Source organism: Nitrospira sp. Kam-Ns4a (genome assembly GCF_965152595.1).
In genome coordinates, this window is record NZ_OZ224218.1 from 50,179 (window position 1) to 73,211 (window position 23,033).

Here is a 23,033-nt window from a genome sequence, read left to right on the forward strand (position 1 = left end):
CCCCGGTCCCTCTCCCCCTGGACGGTTTAAATCTGCATCCGCTGGATCTCTTCGTAGGCGCTCACGATCTTGTTCCGGATCTGCATCATAAGCTGGAAGCTGATCTCAGCCTTCTGGAGCGCAATCATCGTCTGGTGGAGATTCTGGCTGTCACCGCTGACCAGGGCTTCGACTGCATGCCTGGCGTCGAGCTGGATCGCATTGGTCTGTGTGATCATGTCTCTGAGCAGCGCCTGGAAGTGACCGGGTGCTGCCCCATGGGTCGCCCCGTCACCGGAACCTGATTCCATTGGGATGGGTGCCGGTATGCTGATGCGGATGTCCTCCATTGCTCCCTCCTCTGGCATCACTCTTCCGCGGCCCTGCCCGCTCCGCGGTGCGGCCACGCTGCACTGGCGCATCGCGCCTGGCGCGTTACCCCTCGCTTATCGGCTGATCTCCAGGGCACGATTCCACATGGCGCGCACGGCGTTGATGGCTTGCAGATTTGCCTCGTATGCCCGGTGCGCCGTCATCAGGTCTACCATCTCTTCAAGCACGTTGACGTTGGGTAGGTGGACATACCCGTTCTTGTCGGCATCTGGATGCGTCGGGTCATACACAACTTTGCCCGGTCGTAGGTCTTCCGTGATCTGTGAGACGGTGACGCCAACCAGCCCCTCGCGGACTGCTCCGGCCCCCATGCTGCCAGCCCCCACATTCACCAGCGCCAGCCGGAACAACGGCTTGAGCGGAACGGCACGGAAGAGCACCATCCGGCGCCGGTAGGGGCCGCCCTCCGCGGTCCGGGTGGACTGGGCGTTGGCGAGGTTGCTTGCAATGACGTTCAGCCGGTGACGCTGGGCATCCAGCGCCGACACTGAGATCGCTAAGCTGGTGTTGATGTCCATCTTCCGTCTCGCCTTCAATCAGGCGCGCCCCGTTCCGGCGTCTCTTTTGCTGACAGGCTAGCGGCCGCGCCGCCCCGCCCGCCGGCGGCCGCGCCGCCCCGCCTGCCGGTAGCCGCGCCGCCCCGTGCCTACCGGGCCTCCCGAATTGCGGCCAGCACTTGTTGGAACCGCATTGCCAGAATCGTCGCAGCCGCCTGGTACTGCATGGTATTCTCAGTGAGGTTGGCCAGTTCTCGGTCCAGGCTGACCGTATTCGCGTCAAGCCCCGCCGACCCCTCTGGAGCCGTGACCAGATGGGCTGCGGTCAGACTGGTGAGGCTGGGATGCCCTCCCAGATGACGAGGATGCGTGATTCGCAGCTGGCTCGCCGGCGTCCCGTGCAGCACCGCCATCAACATCTCTCGGAACGGCAGCTCCTTCGCCCGATAGCCCGGCGTCTCCTCGTTCGCAATGTTGGAGGCGATCACCTGGTGCCGGGCCGCACGAATATCGAGCACCCGTTCTAGCATCGTCATGGTCCGATCAAAGAGCGTCATCGAGCTCCTCCATGTTGGTCCCTCAGACTTCAGTCCAGGTAACTTGTTTGGTGTCCTCTGGGACCTGATTTGCAGTCACCTGATCGACGTTCCACCCCTCTTGCCGGTACTCCCGCAGCTTGTTGCGGAGTGTGCGGACACTAATTCCAAGCCGTTTCGCTGCCTGTGTCCGATTCCCCTTGCACTGTGCCAGGGTGCTGACAATCAGCTCTCGTTCCATTTCCCACAGTGAGCACCCGGCCGACCCGTTCCGGGAGGCTGGCACAGCCGACCCTGAGCCTGTCGGCACGGCTGACCCCGAGTCTGTCGGCACGGCCGACAATCCGGGGGCTCCCGGTCGGCTAGCCGTCAGCTCATCAGCCGACACATGCTCCGGCTCGATCACGCCGCCGGCCGCGAGGAGGACCGCCCGCTCCATGACGTTTTCCAGCTCGCGGACATTCCCGCGCCAGGGCCGCATGGCCAGCGCGGCGAGCGCAGCCTCGGAGAGGGCGGGCGCGGCCAGCCCGTTCCGCGCGGCGCAGGCGGCCACAAAATGTCGGGCCAGCAGCGGGATGTCCTCCGGCCGCTCGCGCAGTGGCGGCAAGGCGATCGGAAAGACGTTCAACCGGTAGAAGAGGTCCTCGCGGAACCGGCCCAGTTCCACCTCGCGCCACAGGTCCCGGTTCGTCGTCGCAATGACCCGGATGTCCACGTCCACCGGCTCCCGCCCGCCAATCCGGTCCACCACCCGCTCCTGGAGCACCCGCAACAGCTTGGCTTGGAGCGCCACGTTCATCTCGGTGATTTCATCGAGCAGCAGGGTGCCGCCGTGGGCTAACTCGAACTTGCCCAGCTTGCGGCTCACGGCGCCCGTGAAGGCGCCCCGCTCATAGCCGAACAGCTCGCTCTCCAACAGGCCGTCCGGCAGCGTCGCGCAGTTCACCGCGATGAACGGGCGATGCGCCCGGGGGCTCCGGCTGTGGAGGTAGCGTGCGAGCAGCTCCTTGCCGGTCCCGCTCTCGCCGGTGATCAGCACGGTGAGGGAGGTGGGCGCCACCAGCTCGGCCGCCGCCAGGAGCCGGCGCATCGCCGGACTCTGCCCGAGCAACGGCCGCGACTCACGCCGACTGAGGCGACGCCGCGCGGCGGTCTCTTCGAGCACACCACGGGTGTCCGTGGGCTCCCGCCTCGTTCTCTGGTCCTCCTCCAGTCGCGCGAGGATCTGTTCCAGCGCCTCGGCGGCAAACGGCTTCTGGAGCACATCGCTGGCCCCGTTTTTCATCGCCTCCACCGCAAGCTCCACCGTTCCATACGCCGTGATCACCACCACATGGACGGTTGGCACGCAGCGTTTGATCTCACGGAGCACGTCCAGTCCACTCGACTGGGGCAGATACAGGTCGGTCAGCACCACCCAGGGTGGGGTCTGACGAACGATGGCAAGCGCCGCGTGGCCGTCGGCGACGGCTTGGACCTGATAGCCGTGACGCTGGATCAACTCACTCAGCGCCGTCCGCATGGACGGTTCATCGTCCACGACGAGGACGAGTCGGGATTCGGTTCGGGTCTCGGGGACCCGTTCGCACCACATGGGTCAAGACGCTCCTTCTTCGTTGTTGTGGGGGGCACGGGCTCGTGGCGGAGCGCCCACCCTGCCTGGGCTGGTGGGCCCTCCGCACTCAGCGCCCCCTGTCCTCTCCTCAGTCTGAGGGATCAGAGTCCGGATGTGGCCACACGGAGGACCTCGCAGGAACCGATCCCCCTACTGACCTCTCTTCCGATCTCTCACTCCACACCAGCGGGAACGACTGCCGGACCGACGGCTTCCTGGTTTAGGCGATCGGCGCGGTCGCGGCCCCGTTGGGGGCCCTCCGGGGTCGTCCCCTCGAGCCGCCTGGGCCAGACCGCTGATCCGCTGGAAGTGGCCAGACCGGTAACCGCCAGATCGTCGCTGGCACCTGATCCCCGCTGACCTCTTGTCGCTCACTGGGCGCCGTCGCGTCGTCGTGGGTGCTGGCTTCTGACCACGTGGTCCACTGCGGCCCGTATCGTCGCTTCAGCCGCCGCATCCGCTCAATCAGCGTCGTGCGGTTGATCCCCAACAGCCGTGCCGCGTGAGCAATGATCCCGTGTGTCTGCCGCAGGGCGCTGGCGATCCAGCGTGCTTCGGTCGCCGCCAACGTATCGGCGAGACAGAAGCCCGGGCCCAATTCCAGCAGGGGCTCCTGGCGCGCCGATGCGCCAGGAGCCGGGCTTGCCGGCGGCGGACCAGGGGGCGCCGAGGAGAACGCCAGGTCCGCCGGCTCAATGACGCCGCGGCCCTTATACACCACCGTCCGCTCCACCACATTCTCCAGTTCCCGCACATTCCCAGGCCAGGGATAACGTTGCAGCGCCGCCAGCGCCGCGGCGCTGATCGTGACCGACTGGCCGAGAGTGGCGATGAGTTTGGTCATCTGAGACGCGACCAACGCCGGGATATCTTCTGGGTGCTGCCGCAACGGAGGGACTACCAGGGGGAGCACGTGAAGCCGATAATAGAGATCCCATCGGAAGAGCCCAGCCCGACAGAGGGCCTCCAACGAGCGGTGCGTCGCCGCGAGAATCCGGACGTCGACCGGTTTGGGCTGGCGACTGCCGATTCGATCGATCACCGAGTCCTGCAACACGCGCAAGAATTTGACTTGCATCGCCAGGGACAAGTCCCCGACTTCGTCCAGGAACAGGGTGCCGCCGTGGGCCAACTCGAATTTGCCCGGCTTCCCGGTCACAGCCCCGGTGAAGGCCCCCCGCTCGTACCCAAACAGCTCGGCTTCCGCCAAGGTCTCGGGAATCGCGCCACAGTTGATCGTGATAAACGGCCCCTGCCGGCGGTGGCTGTGCGCGTGAATCTCCCGGGCGACGAGCTCCTTGCCGACCCCGCTTTCCCCATAGATCACCACCGCGCAGTCGCTCCGCGCCACGGCCTGGATCTGTGCCCGCAGGCGGTGCATGATGGGACTGTCGCCGATCAGGCGCGAGCTGATCGTCAAGGGAGCCGGCCCGGCCTCGCCTGTGTCCGGACCTCGACTGGGTCCCCCGTCATTGATTGTGTCAGCCATCCTCATCGCTCAGTTCCGTCGAGTCCCCCCTCGCCCCGTCATGGCCGTTCCGGTCGACTTGCCGGTTGGGGGCCCCGCGCGCTCACGACGACCGCGGCTCCTGGCTGGTCGGCTCCCCTAGGTCCCGTCTTGCTGGGACCGGTGCTTGCGCAGATAGTCCGCTTGCCGTCGGAACACATGCCGGATGAGGCGCTCGCGGTCGTCCTCTGGCAGATCGACAAACTCGATGGCGACCAGGGCCCCGTGTCGCGGTGGACTCATAGCCTGACACCAGACGACCGTGCCGGCCGCACGAATGCGCTGAAACGGCGGCAGGATGAGATCGACCCTCACTCGGGTGCCGACGGGACAGATCCACCTGGTTTCGCACCGAATCCCGCTTCCGCTCAGATTGACCTTCCGGGCGATCGGGAGACGGACCGCTGCCAGATTGTGCCGCGCGAGGGCGAGGAGCACCTGTTCCAGCAGCCATTCCAGCTTGGCGAGAGCCGGGCTCAGGCCCGACGCCGGATCAGCGTCGGGGCACCCTTCCATCCGCACCGCGTCCAGCGTCGCGTACACTGCCTCGATCGACGGGGGTGGCGTGTCCTGGGCCCAATCAGGACCCGGCCCGTCCGCCTCCGGCCACACCTCCACGAGGAGCCAATCATCGACGCGATAGTTGGTGCGTTGGTCCATCGGCTTGTCCCCCTCCGCCTCGCGGGTGCCCGGGTTCGTTACGCCGACGCGGGGCGCGCGGTCTCCTCCCTGGCGTCCCGCTGAACCGGGGCAGCCGACGGGGTCGCGCCCGGTTCGAGCTGGAGCGGTTCTTCTGCCACCTCCACGCGGTTGCGGCCCCGCAGTTTGGCCCGATAGAGGGCGGCATCGGCGCGGGCCAGCACGGTGTCGGCAGGTTCGTCGGTGGCCGGGCTCCAGGTGGCCACGCCGATGCTGACCGTGACGGACACGGGCACCCCGTCGACCAGGCACGGGCTGGCGGCAATTTCACGGCCAATGCGGTCGGCGACCGCCCATCCGGCGTCGCGGTTGGCTCGCGGCATCAGCACGGCAAACTCTTCCCCGCCGTATCGGGCCACCACATCACCCACCCGTACCAAGCTCGTGATGCGTTCCGCTAGCATCTGGAGGATGCGATCGCCGGTGACATGCCCGTGCACGTCGTTAATGTCCTTGAACCGATCGAGATCAATCACCAGCAGACTGAACACGCTGCCGGTGCGCCGGCTCCGGTCCATCACGCGCGCGATTGCCGCCCGCCAGGCCCGTCGATTGGCGAGGCCGGTGAGGGGATCGGTGTACGCGAGGGCCCGGACGTGCTGATGCTGCGCGGCGTTCTGCAAGGCCATTGCTAACGGACCGGTCACGGTCTGGAGCCACTCTTGCTCGTCCGGCGAAAACGGGCGCGCGCGGTGGCGCCCCACGCTCAGACTGCCGACGGGGTGCGTCGCCACCTGCAACGGCAGATCCAGCCGTGCGTCGCCCTCGGCCTCGTTGGCGTCGCCCGGCTTGGTGCGGTATGTCCACGTCCACGCCGGCTCGTCCCAGTGGATCGTGAGCCAATCGATGGGCACCACGGGGGCGAGATGCGCGGCGAACGCGGCGCCAATCTTGTCCTGCGCGAGATGCGCGGCGAAGGCTTGGCTGATTTGGGCCAAGGCTTGCCAGCGCGCGTTCGCCTGCCGCAAGGCGTTGCGGTCGCGTTCCAGGTCGACATACGCCGTCGCCAGGGCGGTTTGCATCCGCTGCACGCGCCAAAAGGCTTGTTGAGTCCGGAGTCCATGCCGGACCGCCGCCCGGAGTCGCGAGCGGCGGCATGGCCAGACGACATAATCGACGACGCCGGCGCGCATCCACCAGGCCGTCCGTTCCGCGCCATCATCGGGCCCCACCAGCACCACCCCGGTCGCCTGCTGCCGTTGCACCCGGGCGATCCAGGTTTGCAGGGCGCGTCGCGGCCGCGCCGTGTGATACACGATGAGATGGATCGGTCCCCCATCCGCGCGGCCCCCGTCGGCGCGGCCCCGCGCCACGCACACCACCCGATAGGGCGCATGCGCCAGCATCGCCGCGAGCCGCGCGCGGATGGATACCGATCGGCTGCACACGACCACCACCGCGCGCCCAGTCGGATTGATCGGCGCCGGGTCTCTTCGGGACCGGGGGCTCACCGGGCGTTCGGATTCAGGGCGTGGCGGCGCGGCCCGGCCCCGGGCCGAGGGCTGTCGCCGAACCGGCGGTCTTCGCCGCGGCGGAAATGGTGACCCGGTCCTCGACCGGTGATCCGCTCGCTGGCGGCTCGCCGCCCGGCAGCCGGAGGAGCTGGGCATAGACTCGTATCACATTCTGAATGGTGCTCACGTCCATCAGCATGATGCCTCATGATCCGATTCCTGCTCTGTTCTGGTCCCTTGACGCCCATCTGCTGAGCTGGTTCGTGCTCGCCTTTCGACCGTGAGGCGTCGACGCAGGTTCCCATTCAGGACACCGTGGCCATCGCGACGGGCGCGGACAGGTCCCGTTGTCTGCTGGCTCGCCCGTGGCGGCGCCGGCCGGCTCGGCTGGCCCCGGCAGCAGCAGGACGACTGTGGTCCCGCGGCCGACCGTGCTCTCCACCTCGACCCGTCCACCGTGCCCCTCGGCGACGGCATGGACGATGGCGAGCCCCAGCCCGGTGCCGCGCTCGCGCGTGGTGAAGAAGGGATCGAAGATGCGCGGGAGCGCGTCCGGCGGAATGCCGACGCCGGTGTCCGACAGCGCCACCCGGGTCCACCGGACCAGGCGCACCGGGGCGCCTGCGCCGGCGCCGCCGACGCGTTCCTGAAACGCCGACGCCGCGATCGTGAGGGTCCCGCCGCCCGGCATCGCCTGCCCCGCGTTGAGGATCACGTTCAGCAAGGCCTGGGTGACCTGGGCCGCGTCGCACCAGATCCGCGTCGCCGCGGGATCCACCGCGAGCACAACCTCGATGGGCGTCCGCGCGAGCTCGTGCGTCGCCAGCGCCAGCGCGTCGCGCACCAGGGCCTCGGTCCCATGCCACCGCGCGCGCGGGCGGCTCGGCTGCGTGTACCCCAGGAGGTTCGCCAGCAACCCGTCCATCGCCTTGACCGCCAGGCCGATGTGGTCCGCATACCGCTGCCGGTCGGGGTCCCGCGCCAGATCCCGTCGCAGGAGCGACGCAAACAGCTCGATGCTCCCTAACGGGTTCCGGATCTCGTGCGCGATCCGGCTCACCATCTCGCCCATCGCGGCCAGGCGGCTCCGCCGCTGCAGGCGTTCTTCGAGCTGCCGCACCGTCGAGATGTCGTGCAGGAGCACGAGGCTGCCGGCGACCCCGCCGCCGGCTCCCCGGAGCGTCGTCCGGGAGAGGGACAGGGCGGCGCCGGTCGGCGCGGCGAGCGGATAGCTCCCGCCGGCCAAGCCGGCCTCGGCCAGCACCGTCGCGAGGGGGCGCCCGAGCAGCCGCTCCCGGGGAACCCCAAGCAGGGCCTCGGCGGCGCCGTTACAACGGACGACGACTTCCCGCTCGTCCGCCACGAGCACCCCCGTGGGCAGCGACTCGAGGATCGCCTCGAGATGGGCCTTGATCTCCTCCTTCTCCCGGAGGTGCGCCCGCAAGGCGTCGTTCGCGGCGGCCAGCTCCAGGTCGGTCTGTTCCAGACGGGCTCGAAGCGCCCGGTAGGCCTCCTCGAGCGTCGCCGCGGCTCGATCGAAGCTGCGGAAGGCATGCCGCAGCAGACGCACGTCCTGGACCTTAGCGACGTCCTGCGTCATGTCGGTCTCCGTCTGTCCCTGCCTCCTGTCTCCGGGGGGCGAGATCCGCCGCCAGCGCCACGGCCAGCCGCGCCATCACGGGATCCGCCGCCTCGGCCAGGAGCGCCTCCAGCGCCACCTCGACTGTCGCCGGATCGTCCTGGGCGCGGCGGAGCCGGACGATCTGGAATCGCGCCCAGTCCGCGGCTCCACCCGTGGGCACCTCCTGCAGGACCCGGCCGTACCGAACGAGCGCGGCCTCCCCGCGCCCCGCCTCCGCCAGCAGGTCCGCGTAGCGCAGGACCATGCGGGGATCGGTCAGCCCGCCCGCGCGCTCCGCCTCCGCGTACCACCGGAGCGCCTCCGCCCGATTCCCCTGCGCGACGAGCGCGGCGGCGAGCGTCAGCAGCACGGCAGGCCGGGCCGGCTGGGTGGGATATCGGGCGAGCCACTGACGGCTCACCCGGACGGCGCTGGCCGGGTCTCCCGCCTCGAGCGAGGCCTCGGCGAGTCCCCGCAGCGCCTCCCGCCCCCACCGGCCGAGCGGATATTGGAGGCGGTAGCGGTCGAAGACCTGCCGGGCCGCGGCGAAGTCGCGCTGGGCCAGATAGGTTTGCCCCAACCCGATCAGCGCCGCTTCCCGCCAGGCCTGGGCGCCGCGGCTTCGCAGCACGACCTGGTAGAGCCGGACGGCTTCGGGCAGGAACCCCAGCCGCTGGTCCGCCCCGGCGATCCGGAGGAGCAGGTCGCTGTCGGCGAAGACGCGCTCGGCAAACACCCCGAGCCGGTAATAGAGCGTCACCGCCGCGAGGTCGTCGCCGCGGTCGAGCGCCAACAGGATGTCCGGCGCGAGCAGCCCGGCGAGCCGCCCGCTCGCTCGCTCCGGCCAGGGGTCGTCGGGCAGGCGTCCGGCCCGGGCGACCACCGCCTCGTAGGCCCGGATCGCCTCCGTCCGTTCCCCGTCCGCTTCGAGCATCTCAGCCAGGTGATAGCCTGCTTCGCTCCCGAGGACGAGGCGCTCGTAGGTCGCCGCCAGCTCGTGCAGGACGCGCCGCTGCCCGGCCGGGTCCAGCCAGGGGACCGGCCCGGCGCGCAGCAGGGTGCGGACCGTTTCGTGCAGCGCGCGCGTGGGCCGGGCGGCCAGCCGCTCGTGGCCCAGTTCCGCGAGCCGCAGGCGCGCGAGGGCCGCCCCCAGCGTGCCAGGATGGCGCGCCACCGCCAGCTCGTAGAACAGCCCAGCCCGCTCGAGGGCACCGTGGCGGCGGAAGCTGTCCCCGATCTGGACCAGCGCCTCGGGCGCCTCGTCGCTCCAGGGACGCAGGTTGTAGGCGATGCCGTAGAGGCGGCGGGCGTCCGCCTCGCGGCCCAGCTCCCTCGTCAGCGCGGCGTACCGGAGCAGCGACGCCGGCCGGCGCTTGAGGAACTCCGGCCATTGCTCCATGGCCGTCCGATAGAGGGCCTCCGCCTCTTCCGGCCGCCGGGCCGCGACCAGCACGTCCGCGAGCCCGACCGTCGCATACTGCCGCAGCCGCTCGTCGCGCGTGTGCTGGCGGAGCGTCCGGAACGCCTGCTCGGCCTCGCCCCACCGGGCCCACCCGACATCGTTCAGGGCGAGCCCGAGCCACGCCCGGTCCGCATCGGGCCCATCGGGCAGGTCGGTGAGCGCCCGCTCGTACGAGCCCTGGGCTTCGATCCGCAGCCCCATCGCCGCGTAGAGGTCGCCGATGCGCCAGCGGGCCCGGCGCGCGTTCGGCGAGCCGGGACGTTCCAACAGGAGGGCCCGGTACGCCTCAATCGCTTCCATCATTCCCCGGGGACCCGGCTTCTCGCGGACGAGCAGCTCCGCGAGGAAGGCCCGCGCGGGCTCGACGAGCGGGCTGCTCGGATGTTGCTCGACGACCTGCTGGAAGGCCAGCCGCGCCTCCGGCAGGTGGCCCTGCCGGTAGGACGTCGTGCCGCGCTCGAAGACGGCCGCCGCCGGCCCCTCCCCGGGGCCAGCGACGCGCGGCCCGTCGTCGGGCCAATCGGGCAAGGTAAAGGAATCCGGTGGCACGGGAGCGCCGGGGCGCGCGGCCGCCGCCGGCGACCGCTCCTGGGAGAATGAGGGCCCGGCGGCCTCCAGTGTGGCCGCCGACATCCCGACGAGCCACGCCATCAGGAGCGATGAGAGGAGAACCGTGTGCACGACATCGGGAGGCAGCAACATCCATGCCCCCGGTCCCCACGGACGTCTGGCGGAAGAGGCGTCAGGATGTCTTCCGGTTGCACGCGGTCGCGCGTGGCGGGCAGGACGAGCGGCCCATCCGGTGTTGGGCAGCTTGACGCGTCTGGTCAAGCGGTTGACGGTCGGAGCCAGGCAGACGGGACTCCGGTGCCTGCCTCAGGTTCCGCGTTCCAGCGTCGGATCGCCGGCGAGCCGCTCCGCCTGTCCCCTGGGATCCAAGCCCTTGCGCTTCAGCTTCTCGACGAGCGTCGTCCGATTCAGGTGGAGGAGCTGCGCGGCCCGGCTCACCACCCCGTTGGCCTGCCGCAGGGCCTCGAGGATGAGCCGGTTTTCGAATTCCTCCAGCTCCTTGACGAGGTTGATGCCCTGACCGGTGAAGTCCACGGGCTCGGCGGCGGGCCGCGGCGCCGCCGAGCCCGTGAAGATCTGTTCCGGGAGGTCCGTGACGGCGATGCGCCCGGACTGCTTTAGGATGACGAGGCGCTCCACCAGGTGTTCCAGCTCGCGGATATTGCCCGGCCACGAATACCGGGACAGGGCGTCCAGGGCGGCGGGCTCGATCCCCTGGATCGCCGTCCCCTGGGTCTCGTTGAAATGCCGAATGAAGTGCTCGACCAGCAGCGGGATGTCGCTTCGCCGCGCCCGGAGCGGCGGGAGCGTGATCGGGATGACGTTCAGCCGATAGAAGAGATCCGGCCGGAACCGTCCCGCCGCGACCGCGTGCTCCAGATCCTGGTTGGTCGCGGCGATGAGGCGAACATCCACCCGGATCGTCTTGGTGCCCCCCACCCGCTCAAACGCCTGCTCCTGGAGGACGCGCAGGAGCGTGACTTGGCACGGGAGGCTCAGCTCGCCCACCTCGTCCAGGAACAGCGTCCCGCCGTGGGCTTGCTCGAAGCGTCCAATCCGGGTCGTCGTCGCCCCCGTAAACGCGCCTTTTTCATGGCCGAACAGCTCGGCCTCCAGGAGCGTCTCAGGAATGGCGCCACAGTTGAGTGCCACCCACGGACCTGTTCGGCGGCGGCTCAGGGCGTGCAGGCGGCGCGCCACCCGCTCCTTGCCGGTTCCGGTCTCACCTTGGAGCAGCACCGTGCTGTCGCGGTCGGCGACCCGTTCAACCAGGTCGAGCACCTGGCGCCACGCCGCGCTGGTGCCGACGAGGGGGCCGTCGCCGTCCCGCGCCTGCCTCGTCTGCTTCAACAGCAGGTTCTCCCGCTTCAGCTTCTGGAATCCCAGCGCCTTCCTGAGGACCAGTCCCACGGCCTCCATCGGGAATGGCTTGGTGAGAAACTCGACGGCCCCAGCCTGCATTGCGCGCACGGCGCGCTCGATTGTGCCATAGCCAGTCATCACGATGCCGGCAATCTGCGCGTTGATCTCGTGCACGCGCGCCAAGAGCTCGATGCCATCCATGCCCGGCAGCACGAGGTCGGTCAGCAGAACCTGCACAGGCACCCGCTGGACCACGTGGAGCGCCGCCGGGCCGTCCGCGACGGCCGTGACCTGGTAGCCCTTGTCCGTACAGAACTCCCCGAGCACCTCTCGGATCGCGGCCTCATCATCCACGACGACGATGTGCGGCTGGCTCATGGCTTCCTCCACCCGAGGTCTTGTCAATAGGTGTGTAGCGCGCCAGGCGAAGGGTTCGTTGACCAGCCGGTGCAAGTCCGGCCGTGGTAACCGCCAGCGGGCCAGGTCGTCAGCCCCGGCCGTTCGCGGCCAGGCAGGCGGCTGAGCGGGGTCTCAACCCTCGTGACGAGCGAGGGGACGAGTGGGCAGTCCGTACCATGACGGGAATCCTGCCGCGTCGGGAGGAGCCCGCCGAAAGGCGCACGAGGAGGCCGAGCCGCGTACACATCGGCGAAGGCCACAAGCCCCGCTGGGAGGCTGGAGCGGCGGGGGCGACTCCGCCGGCGTAGGGGGAGCGGAATGTCCACAGGGCCAACGAAGCAACCTGGGAGCGCCGCCCGGCCGAGAGAGTCGGGCCGATCAGACCGAGAGTCGAAGTGGACCGATGGTCGAGAGGCAGTCGGAGGAGGCCAGAGTCCTGGGGAGGGCCTGGACAACAGAACCAGGTCGGAGGGAAGGGCCTCGGCTTCACCCAGGGGCCGGTGAGGACGACGGGCTGGAGCAGGCCACGCGTGGCTCACGAGGCCCGAGCCACGGTCCGGCGCCTGCAGCAGGCCCGCTCTCAGGCGGCCAAGAGGAGCCCAACCCGACGCTTCCATGCCTGGTACGACAAGCTCTGGCGGTGGGAGGGGCTGGAGCAGGCATGGGCGACGGGGCGAGCCAACCGTGGCCGAGGTGGGGTCGATGGGCAGACGATCGAGCGCAGTGAGCGGGCGGGGGTGGCACCCTTCCTGCAAGAGCTCCACGCGGCGTGGCCGGCGGGCCGGGATCGGCCGTGTCCGGTGCGACGGGTGGAGATGCCCAAAGCCAGCGGCGGCACCCGGCCGCTGGGGATTCCCACGGTGCGGGACCGCGTGGGGCCAGCCGCCTGCCGGCTGGTGATCGAGCCGCGCTTTGAGGCCGAATTTCTGCCCTGCTCGTCTGGATTTCGGCCGGGGCGCCATGCCCACCAGGCTCACCGGCTGAACCAGCCCCGTCTCCCCCCGCCGCCGCCCCGTCGCCTCGTTCGGAGGCAGGTAGCTCCAGCCCGCCTCCTGGGCGTAGCGGAGGAAGGGGTTCTGTACGGCGTGGCGCTCGCTACCTCACGTCATGGACAACTGAGCTCCTTGCCTTTCAGCCCTGGCCGAGCAGTTCCTCGGTCAAGGCATCTCGGTCCATTTCCAGGTAGTCAGCGATCTCTTTGAGGATGCTGTGGAGGGTCCCAACCCGCAGCGGCCGATGGCTCGGGATCGTTACCCTGTGCTCTGTGCCCTTGACGGAAGAGACCAGGCGCATGTGGCTCCCGGTCTGTCGAACGATCCGGTAGCTGTACCGGGAAAGACGCCGGGCAAGCTCCTCCCCACCGAGATCGCGTGGGAGTTTCATACAGCAATGACCTCATCCCGCACCAGGTGGAGGCGGATGATGGCGGGCCGCTCCTCTTTGTCGAAGTGACAGCGCACCGCATCCCGGACCTGCTCCCTGAGCCTTGCCAGATCATCGGCTTCGGTGAAGATGGCATGCCCCAGGGCACGGGCTTCATAGCCTCCTTCTGGCGACTCCTCGACCAGAACGATGATCTCCTTCGCGTTCATGACATCCTCCCATGAATAGGGCCTCTATCAACCTGAATCCGGCAGGAATTGACCACGCGCCATTGCCTCCGATGGCTTTTGAGGCCCTCCAAGCGAGTAATAAGGCGTTGACTGAAAGAGGTATGATCAAAAGGTGTGGAAATAGGAAACAGGCGGTGGCAACCTTTCGGGTGACTAAACCCAGCCGGAGCGAGTCCGGCCATGAAAGGAGGCACCGCCATGCAGGAGCAGAACACAGGAACCGAGTCTGCGTCAAGCCAGGAGTGGTGGGACCATCTGGAGGAATGGGCGCGGGGCCACATCCAGCGGTGGTTGCAGGCGCTGTTGGAGGAGGCAGGCACTGCGCGGTTGGGGCGGAAGAAATCGGAGCGCCGGGCGGCCGTCGATGCCCCAGAGGGGTACCGCAATGGGTATGGCCAGCTGCGGAAGCTGGCGCTCACGTGCGGGACGATCACGGTGCGGCGGCCGCGGGTGCGCGGGCTGGCCGAGCGCTTCGTCAGTCGGATTCTGCCGCTGTTCAAGCGGCGGACGAAGGAGGTGGGCGAGCTCCTGCCCCGCTTGTACCTGCATGGCCTCGCGCACGGGGACTTCGAGCTGGCCCTGCGGGGGCTGCTGGGCGAGGGGGCGCCGCTATCGGCGGCTTCCCTCCAGCGGCTCAAGGTCCAATGGCAGCAGGAGGACGACGCCTGGAAGCAGCGCCGCTTGGATGACCTGGAGGTCGTGTACGTCTGGGCGGACGGGCTGTCCGGGAAAGCCGGTCTGGAAGACAGCCAGGCGGCGCTGCTGGTCCTGATCGGCGCGCTGACTGATGGCCGCAAGGTCGTCCTCGCGGTGGAGAGCGGCCAACGCGAGTCCCAGGAGTCGTGGGGGGCCGTGCTGCGGGATCTGCGGGCACGGGGGCTGAAGCCCTGGCGTGGCCCGGTGGCCGATGGGCACCTCGGGATCTGGGCCGCCTTGGCCGAGCAGCAACCGACGGCCGCCGAGCAGCGGTGCTGGAACCATAAGATTCTCAACGTGCTGGACGCCATGCCCAAGAAGCTCCAGGCTGAGGCGAAGGCCTTGCTGACGGCGATACCGTACGCCGAGACGCAGGCCGAGTGCGAGCGCCTCCGGGACCGGTTCAGCCGCCGGTACCAGGGGCTGGCCCCGAAGGCCGTCGAGCGGTGACCGGCGGACTGGGCACGGCTCGTCACGTGCTCTCAGTTCCCGAGAGCGCAGTGGCAGCCTCTCCGGACGACCCACGGGGTCGAGTCCCCGTTCGCCGCCGTCCGGCTGCGGACGACAGCCGGGAAGCGCGACCAGCGCGTCGAGTCCGCCACGGCGTTGATCTGGAAACTGCTCCAAGTGGCCGAGGGTCACTTCCGGCGCCTGAATGCGCCGGAGCTGCTGCCCCTGGTCTACGCCGGCGTCCCGTTGGTCGATGGCGTGAAGGCATCACCCAGCGTGACCCAACAGGAGGTCGCCGCCTGATTCCATTGTAGAGTAGAGCACTGGCGCGAACCTGGAGCCGCTCCCGAACGCCTCGGCGCACGCGCCTACTACGGACCACAGCGGACAGGGGTTTCCAGCACCCCCTCATCAAACCGGACGTGAGATTCTCCCTCATCCGGCTTTCCGACAACCGCTTGCGCAGGGGCATTCGAGGTCAGGCCCATACGACCTGTCCCGTGGCCCGATACACGCCAAGGCGCCGGTCGTCCGCCGCCGACCAGTCCCGCCGACGGAGTTGATACTTCCGCCGGCGGAACAGTGCCAAGCAATGGAAGACAGACCGATCCAACGCGACAAACTTCCGACTGCTGTTGCCCACCTTGAAGGATTGCACCCATCCCCGCAGGATCGGGTTCAGGGTGGCCACCACCGCCTCCAGGGGGAATGGCAGCCGTCGCCAGTCCGCCGTCACCACCTTCACCTTCTGGCGAATCTGGCGCATCGCGCGTTGCGAGGGCCAACTCAGACAATAATGCCGACCTCGGAACTGCCAAGACGCACACTTGTGGAAGTGACACCCCAGGAAGTCAAACCCCATCTTCCCGCGAGACCGATCCACGAGCCGCGTCTTCTCCGGATGCAAGGCCAGCCCGAGGCCCGCCAGCACGTCCCGGACCGCCGCCAGGCTCTGCTGCGCCTCCCGGTACCGGCGGCACAGGATGACAACGTCCTCCGCCTACCGCACCAGCATGCCGAGAGGCGCGAAGCGTTGTGGCCACTGCTGATCCAGCACGTGCAGGTAGATGTTCGAGAGCAACGGCGAGATGACCCCGCCCTGAGGCGTTCCCTGCTCGCTGGGCTCATCGCCGTCGGCCGCGAACACGCCGGCTTTCAGCCAGGCTCGCAGCAGCCGCAGCACGCGCCGGTCACTGATGCGTTGCCTCACCAGCGCCAGCAGCCTCGTCTGGTCGATGGTCTCGAAGGACCGGACGATGTCCCCATCGACCACCCCGTGAGACCCCCGATTGACCGTCTCGTTGCTCAGCCGGTGAGCCTGGTGGGCATGGCGCCCCGGCCGAAATCCAGACGAGCAGGGCAGAAATTCGGCCTCAAAGCGCGGCTCGATCACCAGCCGGCAGGCGGCTGGCCCCACGCGGTCCCGCACCGTGGGAATCCCCAGCGGCCGGGTGCCGCCGCTGGCTTTGGGCATCTCCACCCGTCGCACCGGACACGGCCGATCCCGGCCCGCCGGCCACGCCGCGTGGAGCTCTTGCAGGAAGGGTGCCACCCCCGCCCGCTCACTGCGCTCGATCGTCTGCCCATCGACCCCACCTCGGCCACGGTTGGCTCGCCCCGTCGCCCATGCCTGCTCCAGCCCCTCCCACCGCCAGAGCTTGTCGTACCAGGCATGGAAGCGTCGGGTTGGGCTCCTCTTGGCCGCCTGAGAGCGGGCCTGCTGCAGGCGCCGGACCGTGGCTCGGGCCTCGTGAGCCACGCGTGGCCTGCTCCAGCCCGTCGTCCTCACCGGCCCCTGGGTGAAGCCGAGGCCCTTCCCTCCGACCTGGTTCTGTTGTCCAGGCCCTCCCCAGGACTCTGGCCTCCTCCGACTGCCTCTCGACCATCGGTCCACTTCGACTCTCGGTCTGATCGGCCCGACTCTCTCGGCCGGGCGGCGCTCCCAGGTTGCTTCGTTGGCCCTGTGGACATTCCGCTCCCCCTACGCCGGCGGAGTCGCCCCCGCCGCTCCAGCCTCCCAGCGGGGCTTGTGGCCTTCGCCGATGTGTACGCGGCTCGGCCTCCTCGTGCGCCTTTCGGCGGGCTCCTCCCGACGCGGCAGGATTCCCGTCATGGTACGGACTGCCCACTCGTCCCCTCGCTCGTCACGAGGGTTGAGACCCCGCTCAGCCGCCTGCCTGGCCGCGAACGGCCGGGGCTGACGACCTGGCCCGCTGGCGGTTACCACGGCCGGACTTGCACCGGCTGGTCAACGAACCCTTCGCCTGGCGCGCTACAGGAAGTATAGAGCATCACCCCACCGTTTTTGTCCCGCCAAACCTTGGGCATCTCTACCCTCCCCCCTTTTCACGAAGAACATCCGGGAGGTGATTCTGTAATTATCGAAGCGGAAGTGTTTCCCCGGATTTTCCTCCATCTTGTGCTGACCGATACCAGGTTCTCTCAAGGTGTTGCGTAAGGGCGCTTATCAATTCGCGACGAAGGGGATCCTCTTCCTCTTGGACTACCTTTTCGGCAGCTGCCATCACCAGATCGTGCTCTAAACCGGTCTGCCAGGCAGCTGCTCCTTCCATGGCTATACGGGCAATTCGCTCGATATCGGCCTCTATGGCCTTTTGCATGGCCTTGGGCGATAGTCCAGGGTAGGCCGCAGCAGCAGTGTCCAGAAAGTTATCAAGGAAATGCGTAGCCGTTTGCGCGCGGACCTTCCTCGGAAGAGCGCCTCCGTAAATTAACCACACAGCCGCACCGATAAGCATATTGACAGCCCACCCAAGGACGGCACCCAGAAGCGCCCCATTGAGTCCCCATCCTACCAAGCCGATGAGTGCTGCCGCCCCGATGACGATGTAGGGAACCATGCAGTCGGTCTCAGAAGGTCAAGAGCGATAATGCCACAATGTAAATTGTGAGGAGTTTCCACATGCCAGCAGGAAGCTTCCGGCGTTTTCCTGTCCCCATGGAATCCAGCACAGTCTTAATCGACACGAATGCTGCCACTGGAACTACGGAGGGTGCGAGCCACAAGAGATGCAATTTGTTCATGCCTGAATAGTGAAGCGTCCACGCTAGGAGCAACCACCAGACGATGACTGTGTTCATGGTTCCGTACGTAACGGAGCCGTAGGGCTGTCTCATAGTCCAGTACCAGCCGAAAGACCAGCTTACTGCAAAACAAAGAAGAATGGACCACACTATCCAGCCAGCCGCAACCATCTTTTAGCCACTCTTCAATCGGGACAGCTTTGCTGAACCTGAGTCCATCTGAGCGGTTGCCATTGGTTTCCACTGGGATACCAGATTGGGGACCTCAACAGTGAGGCTTTATGTTCGCGTCGGCAATCTCTCTCGCTAACGCTGATCACAGCCCTCAACAGAGATAACAATATTGTTAAGATCGAAATGTACTCTGGTCCTTCCGTAAGACCATCCGCCGAAAACACTTCGGCCATCTGGTTCTCCCAACAGTCCTCTGACCTCCGATGGTGTCATGCCGGGCGTAACGTAACGGCAAGCTTTCTGCGAGTGTTTTCGTATTCGCTCAACGGCTCTTCTGTAAATGCCATCGAGCTCTTGCTCTCTTTCTTCAAGCTGGGCCTCTGCTTGCTTGAGGGTCTCGAACGTTGCTCCTTCCGCTTGCGGCCCCTTCACCTGGTATTTGGTAGTCAATTGCTGCAGCAGTTGCTCGACCTGCCGCTGTTGCTGATCGATCTTCTGCGCTTTCTCAGAGAGAGTCGCTTGGAGTTGCGAGATCTGGGCAAGGGCCTGTTGCACGGCACGCGTTCGAGTCTCCAGGTCCTGTTGCTTCTGACCCAAGGATTCTTGTAGCAACCGGAGTTCCTGTCGTGCCTGGTCGAGCGCTTTCTCTTGAGCGCGGCTTTGCGCTTGCAGGCTCCCCTGGATTGCCACGAGTTTGGTTACTGACACACGGAGAAGTCGGAACACGGTAACTGTTCCGTCTGGATTCGTTTCTTCATATTACCGGGAGCGCAAAATACTTGACGCCTTTCACTCAGCCGCATAGCGGACCGCAGGGTGATGGAAGGTGATGCTCTATACTTCCTGTAAAAGTGAGTTGAGCAGAAACAAAAATGGCGTAAGATGCCTCCGGCGTTTACCAACCCGGGGCCGAGGCCCCAAGCTGAAAGGAGGACTTACGCCATGCGAAAGAGGGTACCACCGAGCGAGCACCTGAAGCAAGCACTCACGACCGTGTTGGAGCAAGGCAGCAAGAGCGCGGAGCATCCGTTGGATGAACTCATCAAATTGGGCGCCCGGTACGTGTTGCAAGTGGCCTATGAACAAGAAGTGACCGAGTGGCTGGGCCGCGCCCATTATCAGCGGGGCGCCCGGCGGCGGCGTGGCTGGCGGAATGGCTACGAGCCCAAGGGGCTCAAGACCCCGCTGGGGCTGCTGCCGGTGGCGGTGCCGCAGGTGCGGGGGACCGACGAGCCGTTTCCGGCCCGGGTGGCGCAGGCGGTGGGCACACGCTCGAAGGCGTTGGAACGCTTGGCCACGCGGATGTGGGTGCGCGGGCTCTCGCAGGCCGATGTCGAAGCCCTGTTTCTGGAGACGGTGGGGACCGGGTGATTTCCCGCACCGGCGTCAGCGAGGTCTGTCGCCAGCTGCAGGCGGACTTCGAGGCGTGGCAGCGCCGGGATCTCAGTGCCCTGAAGGTCGTCTATCTGTTCCTGGACGCGATCTATCTGGCCGTGCGGCAAGGGACGGACGAGCAGGAAGGGGTGCTCTGCGCCTACGGGATTCTGGAGTCGGGCCAGAAGGTCCTGCTGTCTCTGGCCCTGGGCAGCCGCGAGTCCTACGACGCCTGGTTGAGCTTCCTGCACGACCTGACCGCGCGCGGCCTGGAGGCGCCGTTGCTGGTGGTCTCGGATGGCCAGCCCGGCCTGCGCAAGGCGCTGCGGGAGGTGTTCCCCCGCGCCTTCCATCAGCGGTGTCAGGTGCATAAGATGCGGAACATCCTGGCCAAGTTGCCGCAGGCCGCGCGGGCGCTGCTCAAGCCGCTGATCCGCCAGGTCTTCTGTGCCGCCACCTCTGAGCAGGGGCTGACGCGGGGCCGTGCGCTCATCGCCCGGTGGCGCGCCCGCTATCCGGCGGCGATGGCCTGTCTGGAACAGGATCTGGAGGCGTGCCTGGTCTATCTGAAGTTTCCCAAGGAGCATCACAAGAGTATTCGGACGACGAATCTCCTCGAACGGACGTTCGGGGAAGGGCGGCGCCGCACGAAGGTGATTCCGCGGTTCCCGACCGAGACCGCCTGTCTGACGCTGGTGTTCGCCACCTTGCTCACCGCCGCGCAACGCTGGCGTGGGTTGCGCATGACGCCGCGCATCCTGCGCGAGTTGGATGCCATCCGCCAGGAGCGGTATCCCGTGCAGAGTCAGGTGGCCTGAGGGAGACAGCCGGAGGGATCAGCGCCATGGCCACTTTTACAGGAAAAAAAGAGCTTGACCTGATGGAAGAAGGATTGCACCACGGCCGGCATGCGCTGGGTGCTGCGAAGATAGCGACGGACGTTGACCGCCAGCTCATCTGCGTCCTGGGGCGGCCGACGGCCCAGCGCGTTGGTCTTGACGTCTTGGTTCAGATATTCGTCGGGATTCAGTTCCGGGCTGTAGGGTGGCAGGAAGAACAGACGCAGCCGATCGCGGTGACGGTGGAGCCACCGCTGGGTGACAGCCGCGGTATGCACGGGATGCCCATCCACAATCAGAAAGACCGGATGCCTCACGTGCCGGAGCAAGCGGTGGCAGAATCGGAGGAAGACTCGTGCGGTGAAGCGATGCCGGAACACCATAAAGTACAACCGGCCGCGATTGGTGATGGCCGAGATCATGTTGCAGCGAAAGCGCCGACCGGGGCCACGGATCACCGGGGTCTGGCCGCGCTTGCCCCAACTGGTCCCCGCCTGATGATCCGAGCGCAGCCCCATCTCATCACCCCAGTAGATCTGGGCCCCGCGCGCTTGGCCGCTGCCCGAATTCGGGGTACTCGACCTCCAGCCAGCGTCGCACCGCCTTCGGGTCCCGCTCGTAGGCCCGTCGCAGCGGCTTCTGCGGGGTGAAGCCCCAGGCCCGCAGGTAGCGACCGACGGTCCAGACCGACAGCCGAAGCCCGTACCGGCGCGCGATCAGCTCGCCGACCGCTTCGCGGGTCCACAAGTAGAACGGCAAGTGCATCTGCTCCGGACAGCAGTGGGTCAAGGTGCGGACGACCTGGGCCGCTTGCCAGCCCTTGAGCTGGCCGCCGCGCGGTCGGCCCCGGGGTCGCGCTTTCAGCGGGTGCCGGCCCCCCCGCGCATGGCGCTTCAACCAGGTGTACAGGGCTTGCCGACTGATGCCCAAGAGCCGACAGACTTCGGCCTTGGAGCGCCCCTGCTGCTTGACAGCGGCCACGGCCTTCTCGCGCAAGACTTCTTGAGCTTCGGGCGACAGGTGCCGCGCATCCCGGGTTCGAGCACGCATGGCCACGTGATAACCATCGCCCGTCAAATGTCAAGTATTTCATGCTCCGATTAATAAGTCATCTGGGTTTCAATGGTGAGGCCCCGGGCTTCGAGGTCTGTCACCTGGGCGAAATTCATAAGTTCGAGTTTCCCATGTTCAAAGGCCTTTTGCCGCCCTTCTTCCATTGTGCGGACGTGCGACGCAACACCGACGACGAACAGGTCATCACCCTCGATAAAGGATGATTTCTCAGTCCAGAACGGACGACTGGCGGAAGCTGCAAGCACCGGTGAGGCCGAAGGCAAACTGGCGAACAGGACACCTAACAGGAGCAGGAATAGCCAAGCACCAGTGGATCGAAACTTCGAGGGATGAAAAACGATGCTCTTCATGGTGATGTCCATTTTTCCGTGGAAATTTAAAAGGCGTATCCTCCCGGCACTACCACAACCGGCCCTGGGGAGGGCCGAAACCACAGGAGGAAGACGCCTCTGAACACGCAGGCTCCTCCAGTTCGGAGCACAAGGGAAGCCCGTTTTGGACCGGACCGGTTGACGGAGGCGTTGCGAGCACGGATCCGGGAGGTGATCGTCACGCTGGTGGAGGGCGAGCTGACAGAGACCCTGGCGGCCCTGCCGTCTCCACGCACGGAGGGGCGGCGCGGGGATCGGCACGGGAGCGAGCCGCGGACCATCACGACGGGGGTGGGTGCGGCCCCGGTCGGGCTGCCACGGGGGCGTCGGCGGCAAGACGGCCGGTGGGGCGAAGGGCAGCGTCCCCGGCTGCCGCGGGATGAGCGCCGGGCGCGGGCCGTGGACGAGGCGGGGCTGGGGGCCTCTCGGACGGGCGCGACCCAGCGACGGATCACAGGCGCGCTGGCCCCGTTGCTGCGCGGGGCACCGCTGTCGAAGCGCGCCAGCTCCCGGCTGGTGGGTCGGATGAAGAGCCTGGTTGAGCCATGGCGCCAGCGACCGCTGACGGCAGCGCAGGGCGTCGCTCTGGATCTGGACGCCGTGGCGCGGCGCGTGCGCCTGGCGCAGCAGGGCGTGACCGCTTCGGTGTGGGTCGCGCTGGGCGTCCGGGCCGATGGGCAGCAGGGGGCCTCGACCTGGAGCGGCTCACGAGCGACGCGACCCCCGCCTGGCAAGGCCTCCTGGAAGGGCTCGCTGCCCGGGGGCTGCGCCGGCCGCGGCGGTGTGTGATCGACGGGCACCCCGGCTTGCGCGCGGCGGTGGAGGCGACCTGGCCCGGCGTGGCCGGGCCGCGCAGTCCGGTTCACAAGCTGCGCAATCTGGAACGGCATGCCCCGACGCAGGCCGTCGAGGAGATCCGCACGGACTCTCACGCGATCGTCTCCGCCGAGACCCTCCACGCCGCCCGGCACGCGTCCCGGGCGTGTCTCAGCCAATGGCGCGCGCGAGCGCCCAAGGTGGCCGCAAGCCTCGAGGAAGCCGGCGAGGACCTGCTGACCTGTTCCCGCTTCCCGAGGAGTCAGGGGACGTCGCGGCGGACCACCCACGCCATGGAGCGGTTCCATGGGGAGGTCCGCCGGCGGGTGAAGCCGCAAGGGGCGTGGCCCACCGCGCAGGCGGCGGAGCTGCTGCTGTTTGGGTTGATCCTGAGCGGGCAGATTCGGATGCGCCGGATCGATGGGTGGCGCGACCTGGCAGCGGTGGAGGAGGCCCCGCAGGCCGCCTGAGCGCCGAGGCCAGGGTA

24 protein-coding genes and 1 pseudogene are annotated in these 23,033 nt (G+C 67.5%); 5 read left to right on the forward strand and 20 right to left on the reverse strand.

The genetic code is table 11. The features are described from left to right. Positions 1-26: 26 nt before the first annotated feature. From fliE to ACWHYQ_RS00280, 13 genes are all read right to left on the reverse strand, one after another. Positions 27-329, reverse strand: a complete 303-nt coding sequence (gene fliE / locus ACWHYQ_RS00220) for a flagellar hook-basal body complex protein FliE (RefSeq protein ID WP_447973793.1) — start codon at positions 327-329, stop codon at positions 27-29. Between the two features lie 96 nt (positions 330-425). Beyond that, positions 426-890, reverse strand: coding sequence for a flagellar basal body rod protein FlgC (gene flgC / locus ACWHYQ_RS00225; protein WP_447973794.1), 465 nt, complete (start codon positions 888-890; stop codon positions 426-428). A gap of 128 nt (positions 891-1,018) precedes the next feature. Continuing rightward, positions 1,019-1,426: a flagellar basal body rod protein FlgB gene (flgB, locus tag ACWHYQ_RS00230; protein ID WP_447973795.1), complete on the reverse strand. Its 408-nt coding sequence runs from the start codon at positions 1,424-1,426 to the stop codon at positions 1,019-1,021. Between the two features lie 22 nt (positions 1,427-1,448). Further along, positions 1,449-2,999, reverse strand: a complete 1,551-nt coding sequence (locus ACWHYQ_RS00235; RefSeq protein ID WP_447973796.1) for a sigma-54-dependent transcriptional regulator — start codon at positions 2,997-2,999, stop codon at positions 1,449-1,451. Between the two features lie 241 nt (positions 3,000-3,240). Beyond that, positions 3,241-4,509 (reverse strand): sigma-54 interaction domain-containing protein, encoded by a 1,269-nt coding sequence (locus tag ACWHYQ_RS00240; RefSeq protein ID WP_447973797.1) that lies wholly within the window; start codon positions 4,507-4,509, stop codon positions 3,241-3,243. A 117-nt stretch (positions 4,510-4,626) separates the two neighbouring features. Continuing rightward, entirely contained in the window at positions 4,627-5,187 is a 561-nt protein-coding gene (locus ACWHYQ_RS00245; protein WP_447973798.1) for a PilZ domain-containing protein, read from the reverse strand. 38 nt (positions 5,188-5,225) lie between these two features. Next, positions 5,226-6,614 (reverse strand): diguanylate cyclase, encoded by a 1,389-nt coding sequence (locus ACWHYQ_RS00250; protein ID WP_447973799.1) that lies wholly within the window; start codon positions 6,612-6,614, stop codon positions 5,226-5,228. 76 nt (positions 6,615-6,690) lie between these two features. Further along, positions 6,691-6,879: a hypothetical protein gene (locus ACWHYQ_RS00255; protein ID WP_447973800.1), complete on the reverse strand. Its 189-nt coding sequence runs from the start codon at positions 6,877-6,879 to the stop codon at positions 6,691-6,693. A gap of 6 nt (positions 6,880-6,885) precedes the next feature. After that, positions 6,886-8,280, reverse strand: a complete 1,395-nt coding sequence (locus ACWHYQ_RS00260; protein WP_447973801.1) for a two-component system sensor histidine kinase NtrB — start codon at positions 8,278-8,280, stop codon at positions 6,886-6,888. Next, positions 8,261-10,465 (reverse strand): tetratricopeptide repeat protein, encoded by a 2,205-nt coding sequence (locus ACWHYQ_RS00265; protein ID WP_447973802.1) that lies wholly within the window; start codon positions 10,463-10,465, stop codon positions 8,261-8,263. Before ACWHYQ_RS00265 ends, ACWHYQ_RS00260 begins: the two co-directional genes overlap by 20 nt. A gap of 174 nt (positions 10,466-10,639) precedes the next feature. Beyond that, positions 10,640-12,073 (reverse strand): sigma-54-dependent transcriptional regulator, encoded by a 1,434-nt coding sequence (locus ACWHYQ_RS00270; RefSeq protein WP_447973803.1) that lies wholly within the window; start codon positions 12,071-12,073, stop codon positions 10,640-10,642. Positions 12,074-13,225: 1,152 nt separating this feature from the next. Continuing rightward, positions 13,226-13,477, reverse strand: coding sequence for a type II toxin-antitoxin system HicA family toxin (locus ACWHYQ_RS00275; RefSeq protein WP_447973804.1), 252 nt, complete (start codon positions 13,475-13,477; stop codon positions 13,226-13,228). Beyond that, on the reverse strand, positions 13,474-13,686 hold the full coding sequence (locus tag ACWHYQ_RS00280) for a 2-oxoisovalerate dehydrogenase (RefSeq protein WP_447973805.1): 213 nt from the start codon (positions 13,684-13,686) through the stop codon (positions 13,474-13,476). The genes ACWHYQ_RS00275 and ACWHYQ_RS00280 overlap by 4 nt, the downstream gene beginning before the upstream one ends. Before the next feature lie 219 nt (positions 13,687-13,905). Between ACWHYQ_RS00280 and ACWHYQ_RS00285 the strand changes: the two are divergent. Continuing rightward, positions 13,906-15,156: pseudogene (locus ACWHYQ_RS00285) on the forward strand (IS256 family transposase). 175 nt (positions 15,157-15,331) lie between these two features. On the opposite strand, the gene ACWHYQ_RS00290 reads toward ACWHYQ_RS00285, so the two are convergent. From ACWHYQ_RS00290 to ACWHYQ_RS00305, 4 genes are all read right to left on the reverse strand, one after another. After that, positions 15,332-15,619, reverse strand: coding sequence for a group II intron maturase-specific domain-containing protein (locus ACWHYQ_RS00290; RefSeq protein WP_447973806.1), 288 nt, complete (start codon positions 15,617-15,619; stop codon positions 15,332-15,334). A gap of 234 nt (positions 15,620-15,853) precedes the next feature. Beyond that, positions 15,854-16,612 carry a reverse transcriptase domain-containing protein gene (locus tag ACWHYQ_RS00295; protein WP_447973807.1) on the reverse strand — a complete coding sequence of 253 codons (759 nt, stop codon included), beginning with the start codon at positions 16,610-16,612 and terminating at the stop codon, positions 15,854-15,856. 619 nt (positions 16,613-17,231) lie between these two features. After that, positions 17,232-17,714 (reverse strand): hypothetical protein, encoded by a 483-nt coding sequence (locus tag ACWHYQ_RS00300; protein WP_447973808.1) that lies wholly within the window; start codon positions 17,712-17,714, stop codon positions 17,232-17,234. A gap of 490 nt (positions 17,715-18,204) precedes the next feature. Beyond that, a complete protein-coding gene (locus ACWHYQ_RS00305) occupies positions 18,205-18,762 on the reverse strand; it encodes a hypothetical protein (RefSeq protein ID WP_447973809.1) in 558 nt (185 codons plus the stop codon). A 252-nt stretch (positions 18,763-19,014) separates the two neighbouring features. Between ACWHYQ_RS00305 and ACWHYQ_RS00310 the strand changes: the two genes are divergently transcribed. Together ACWHYQ_RS00310 and ACWHYQ_RS00315 are read left to right on the forward strand one after the other, a co-directional pair. Then, complete coding sequence (locus ACWHYQ_RS00310) at positions 19,015-19,443, forward strand: transposase (protein ID WP_447973810.1); 429 nt, start codon at positions 19,015-19,017, stop codon at positions 19,441-19,443. Further along, complete coding sequence (locus ACWHYQ_RS00315) at positions 19,440-20,264, forward strand: IS256 family transposase (RefSeq protein WP_447973811.1); 825 nt, start codon at positions 19,440-19,442, stop codon at positions 20,262-20,264. Before ACWHYQ_RS00310 ends, ACWHYQ_RS00315 begins: the two co-directional genes overlap by 4 nt. On the opposite strand, the gene ACWHYQ_RS00320 is transcribed toward ACWHYQ_RS00315, so the two are convergent. Genes ACWHYQ_RS00320 through ACWHYQ_RS00330 form a run of 3 tightly spaced genes read right to left on the reverse strand, consistent with a single transcriptional unit; the run spans position 20,252 to position 21,709 of the window. After that, positions 20,252-20,803 carry an IS630 family transposase gene (locus ACWHYQ_RS00320; protein WP_447973812.1) on the reverse strand — a complete coding sequence of 184 codons (552 nt, stop codon included), beginning with the start codon at positions 20,801-20,803 and terminating at the stop codon, positions 20,252-20,254. The two genes, ACWHYQ_RS00315 and ACWHYQ_RS00320, sit on opposite strands and share 13 nt — an antisense overlap. 4 nt (positions 20,804-20,807) lie before the next feature. Further along, positions 20,808-21,335, reverse strand: coding sequence for a winged helix-turn-helix domain-containing protein (locus ACWHYQ_RS00325; RefSeq protein WP_447973813.1), 528 nt, complete (start codon positions 21,333-21,335; stop codon positions 20,808-20,810). Between the two features lie 50 nt (positions 21,336-21,385). Continuing rightward, positions 21,386-21,709, reverse strand: coding sequence for a hypothetical protein (locus ACWHYQ_RS00330; RefSeq protein ID WP_447973814.1), 324 nt, complete (start codon positions 21,707-21,709; stop codon positions 21,386-21,388). A 171-nt stretch (positions 21,710-21,880) separates the two neighbouring features. Here ACWHYQ_RS00330 and ACWHYQ_RS00335 point away from each other — a divergent pair, with 171 nt between their 5' ends. Next, entirely contained in the window at positions 21,881-22,519 is a 639-nt protein-coding gene (locus ACWHYQ_RS00335; RefSeq protein WP_447973815.1) for a transposase, read from the forward strand. Then, on the forward strand, positions 22,495-23,016 hold the full coding sequence (locus ACWHYQ_RS00340) for a transposase (RefSeq protein ID WP_447975610.1): 522 nt from the start codon (positions 22,495-22,497) through the stop codon (positions 23,014-23,016). The genes ACWHYQ_RS00335 and ACWHYQ_RS00340 overlap by 25 nt, the downstream gene beginning before the upstream one ends. The last annotated feature ends 17 nt before the right edge of the window (positions 23,017-23,033 follow it).

Bases quoted from the DNA above. Each gene is read 5' to 3' on its own strand.
- fliE (WP_447973793.1), bottom strand. From the start codon at position 329: ATGGAGGACATCCGCATCAGCATACCGGCACCCATCCCAATGGAATCA.
- flgC (WP_447973794.1), bottom strand. From the start codon at position 890: ATGGACATCAACACCAGCTTAGCGATCTCAGTGTCGGCGCTGGATGCC.
- flgB (WP_447973795.1), bottom strand. From the start codon at position 1,426: ATGACGCTCTTTGATCGGACCATGACGATGCTAGAACGGGTGCTCGAT.
- ACWHYQ_RS00235 (WP_447973796.1), bottom strand. From the start codon at position 2,999: ATGTGGTGCGAACGGGTCCCCGAGACCCGAACCGAATCCCGACTCGTC.
- ACWHYQ_RS00240 (WP_447973797.1), bottom strand. From the start codon at position 4,509: ATGGCTGACACAATCAATGACGGGGGACCCAGTCGAGGTCCGGACACA.
- ACWHYQ_RS00245 (WP_447973798.1), bottom strand. From the start codon at position 5,187: ATGGACCAACGCACCAACTATCGCGTCGATGATTGGCTCCTCGTGGAG.
- ACWHYQ_RS00255 (WP_447973800.1), bottom strand. From the start codon at position 6,879: ATGCTGATGGACGTGAGCACCATTCAGAATGTGATACGAGTCTATGCC.
- ACWHYQ_RS00260 (WP_447973801.1), bottom strand. From the start codon at position 8,280: ATGACGCAGGACGTCGCTAAGGTCCAGGACGTGCGTCTGCTGCGGCAT.
- ACWHYQ_RS00265 (WP_447973802.1), bottom strand. From the start codon at position 10,465: ATGTTGCTGCCTCCCGATGTCGTGCACACGGTTCTCCTCTCATCGCTC.
- ACWHYQ_RS00270 (WP_447973803.1), bottom strand. From the start codon at position 12,073: ATGAGCCAGCCGCACATCGTCGTCGTGGATGATGAGGCCGCGATCCGA.
- ACWHYQ_RS00275 (WP_447973804.1), bottom strand. From the start codon at position 13,477: ATGAAACTCCCACGCGATCTCGGTGGGGAGGAGCTTGCCCGGCGTCTT.
- ACWHYQ_RS00280 (WP_447973805.1), bottom strand. From the start codon at position 13,686: ATGAACGCGAAGGAGATCATCGTTCTGGTCGAGGAGTCGCCAGAAGGA.
- ACWHYQ_RS00290 (WP_447973806.1), bottom strand. From the start codon at position 15,619: ATGCGCCAGATTCGCCAGAAGGTGAAGGTGGTGACGGCGGACTGGCGA.
- ACWHYQ_RS00300 (WP_447973808.1), bottom strand. From the start codon at position 17,714: ATGGTTCCCTACATCGTCATCGGGGCGGCAGCACTCATCGGCTTGGTA.
- ACWHYQ_RS00310 (WP_447973810.1), top strand. From the start codon at position 19,015: ATGCGAAAGAGGGTACCACCGAGCGAGCACCTGAAGCAAGCACTCACG.
- ACWHYQ_RS00320 (WP_447973812.1), bottom strand. From the start codon at position 20,803: ATGGGGCTGCGCTCGGATCATCAGGCGGGGACCAGTTGGGGCAAGCGC.
- ACWHYQ_RS00325 (WP_447973813.1), bottom strand. From the start codon at position 21,335: ATGCGTGCTCGAACCCGGGATGCGCGGCACCTGTCGCCCGAAGCTCAA.
- ACWHYQ_RS00330 (WP_447973814.1), bottom strand. From the start codon at position 21,709: ATGAAGAGCATCGTTTTTCATCCCTCGAAGTTTCGATCCACTGGTGCT.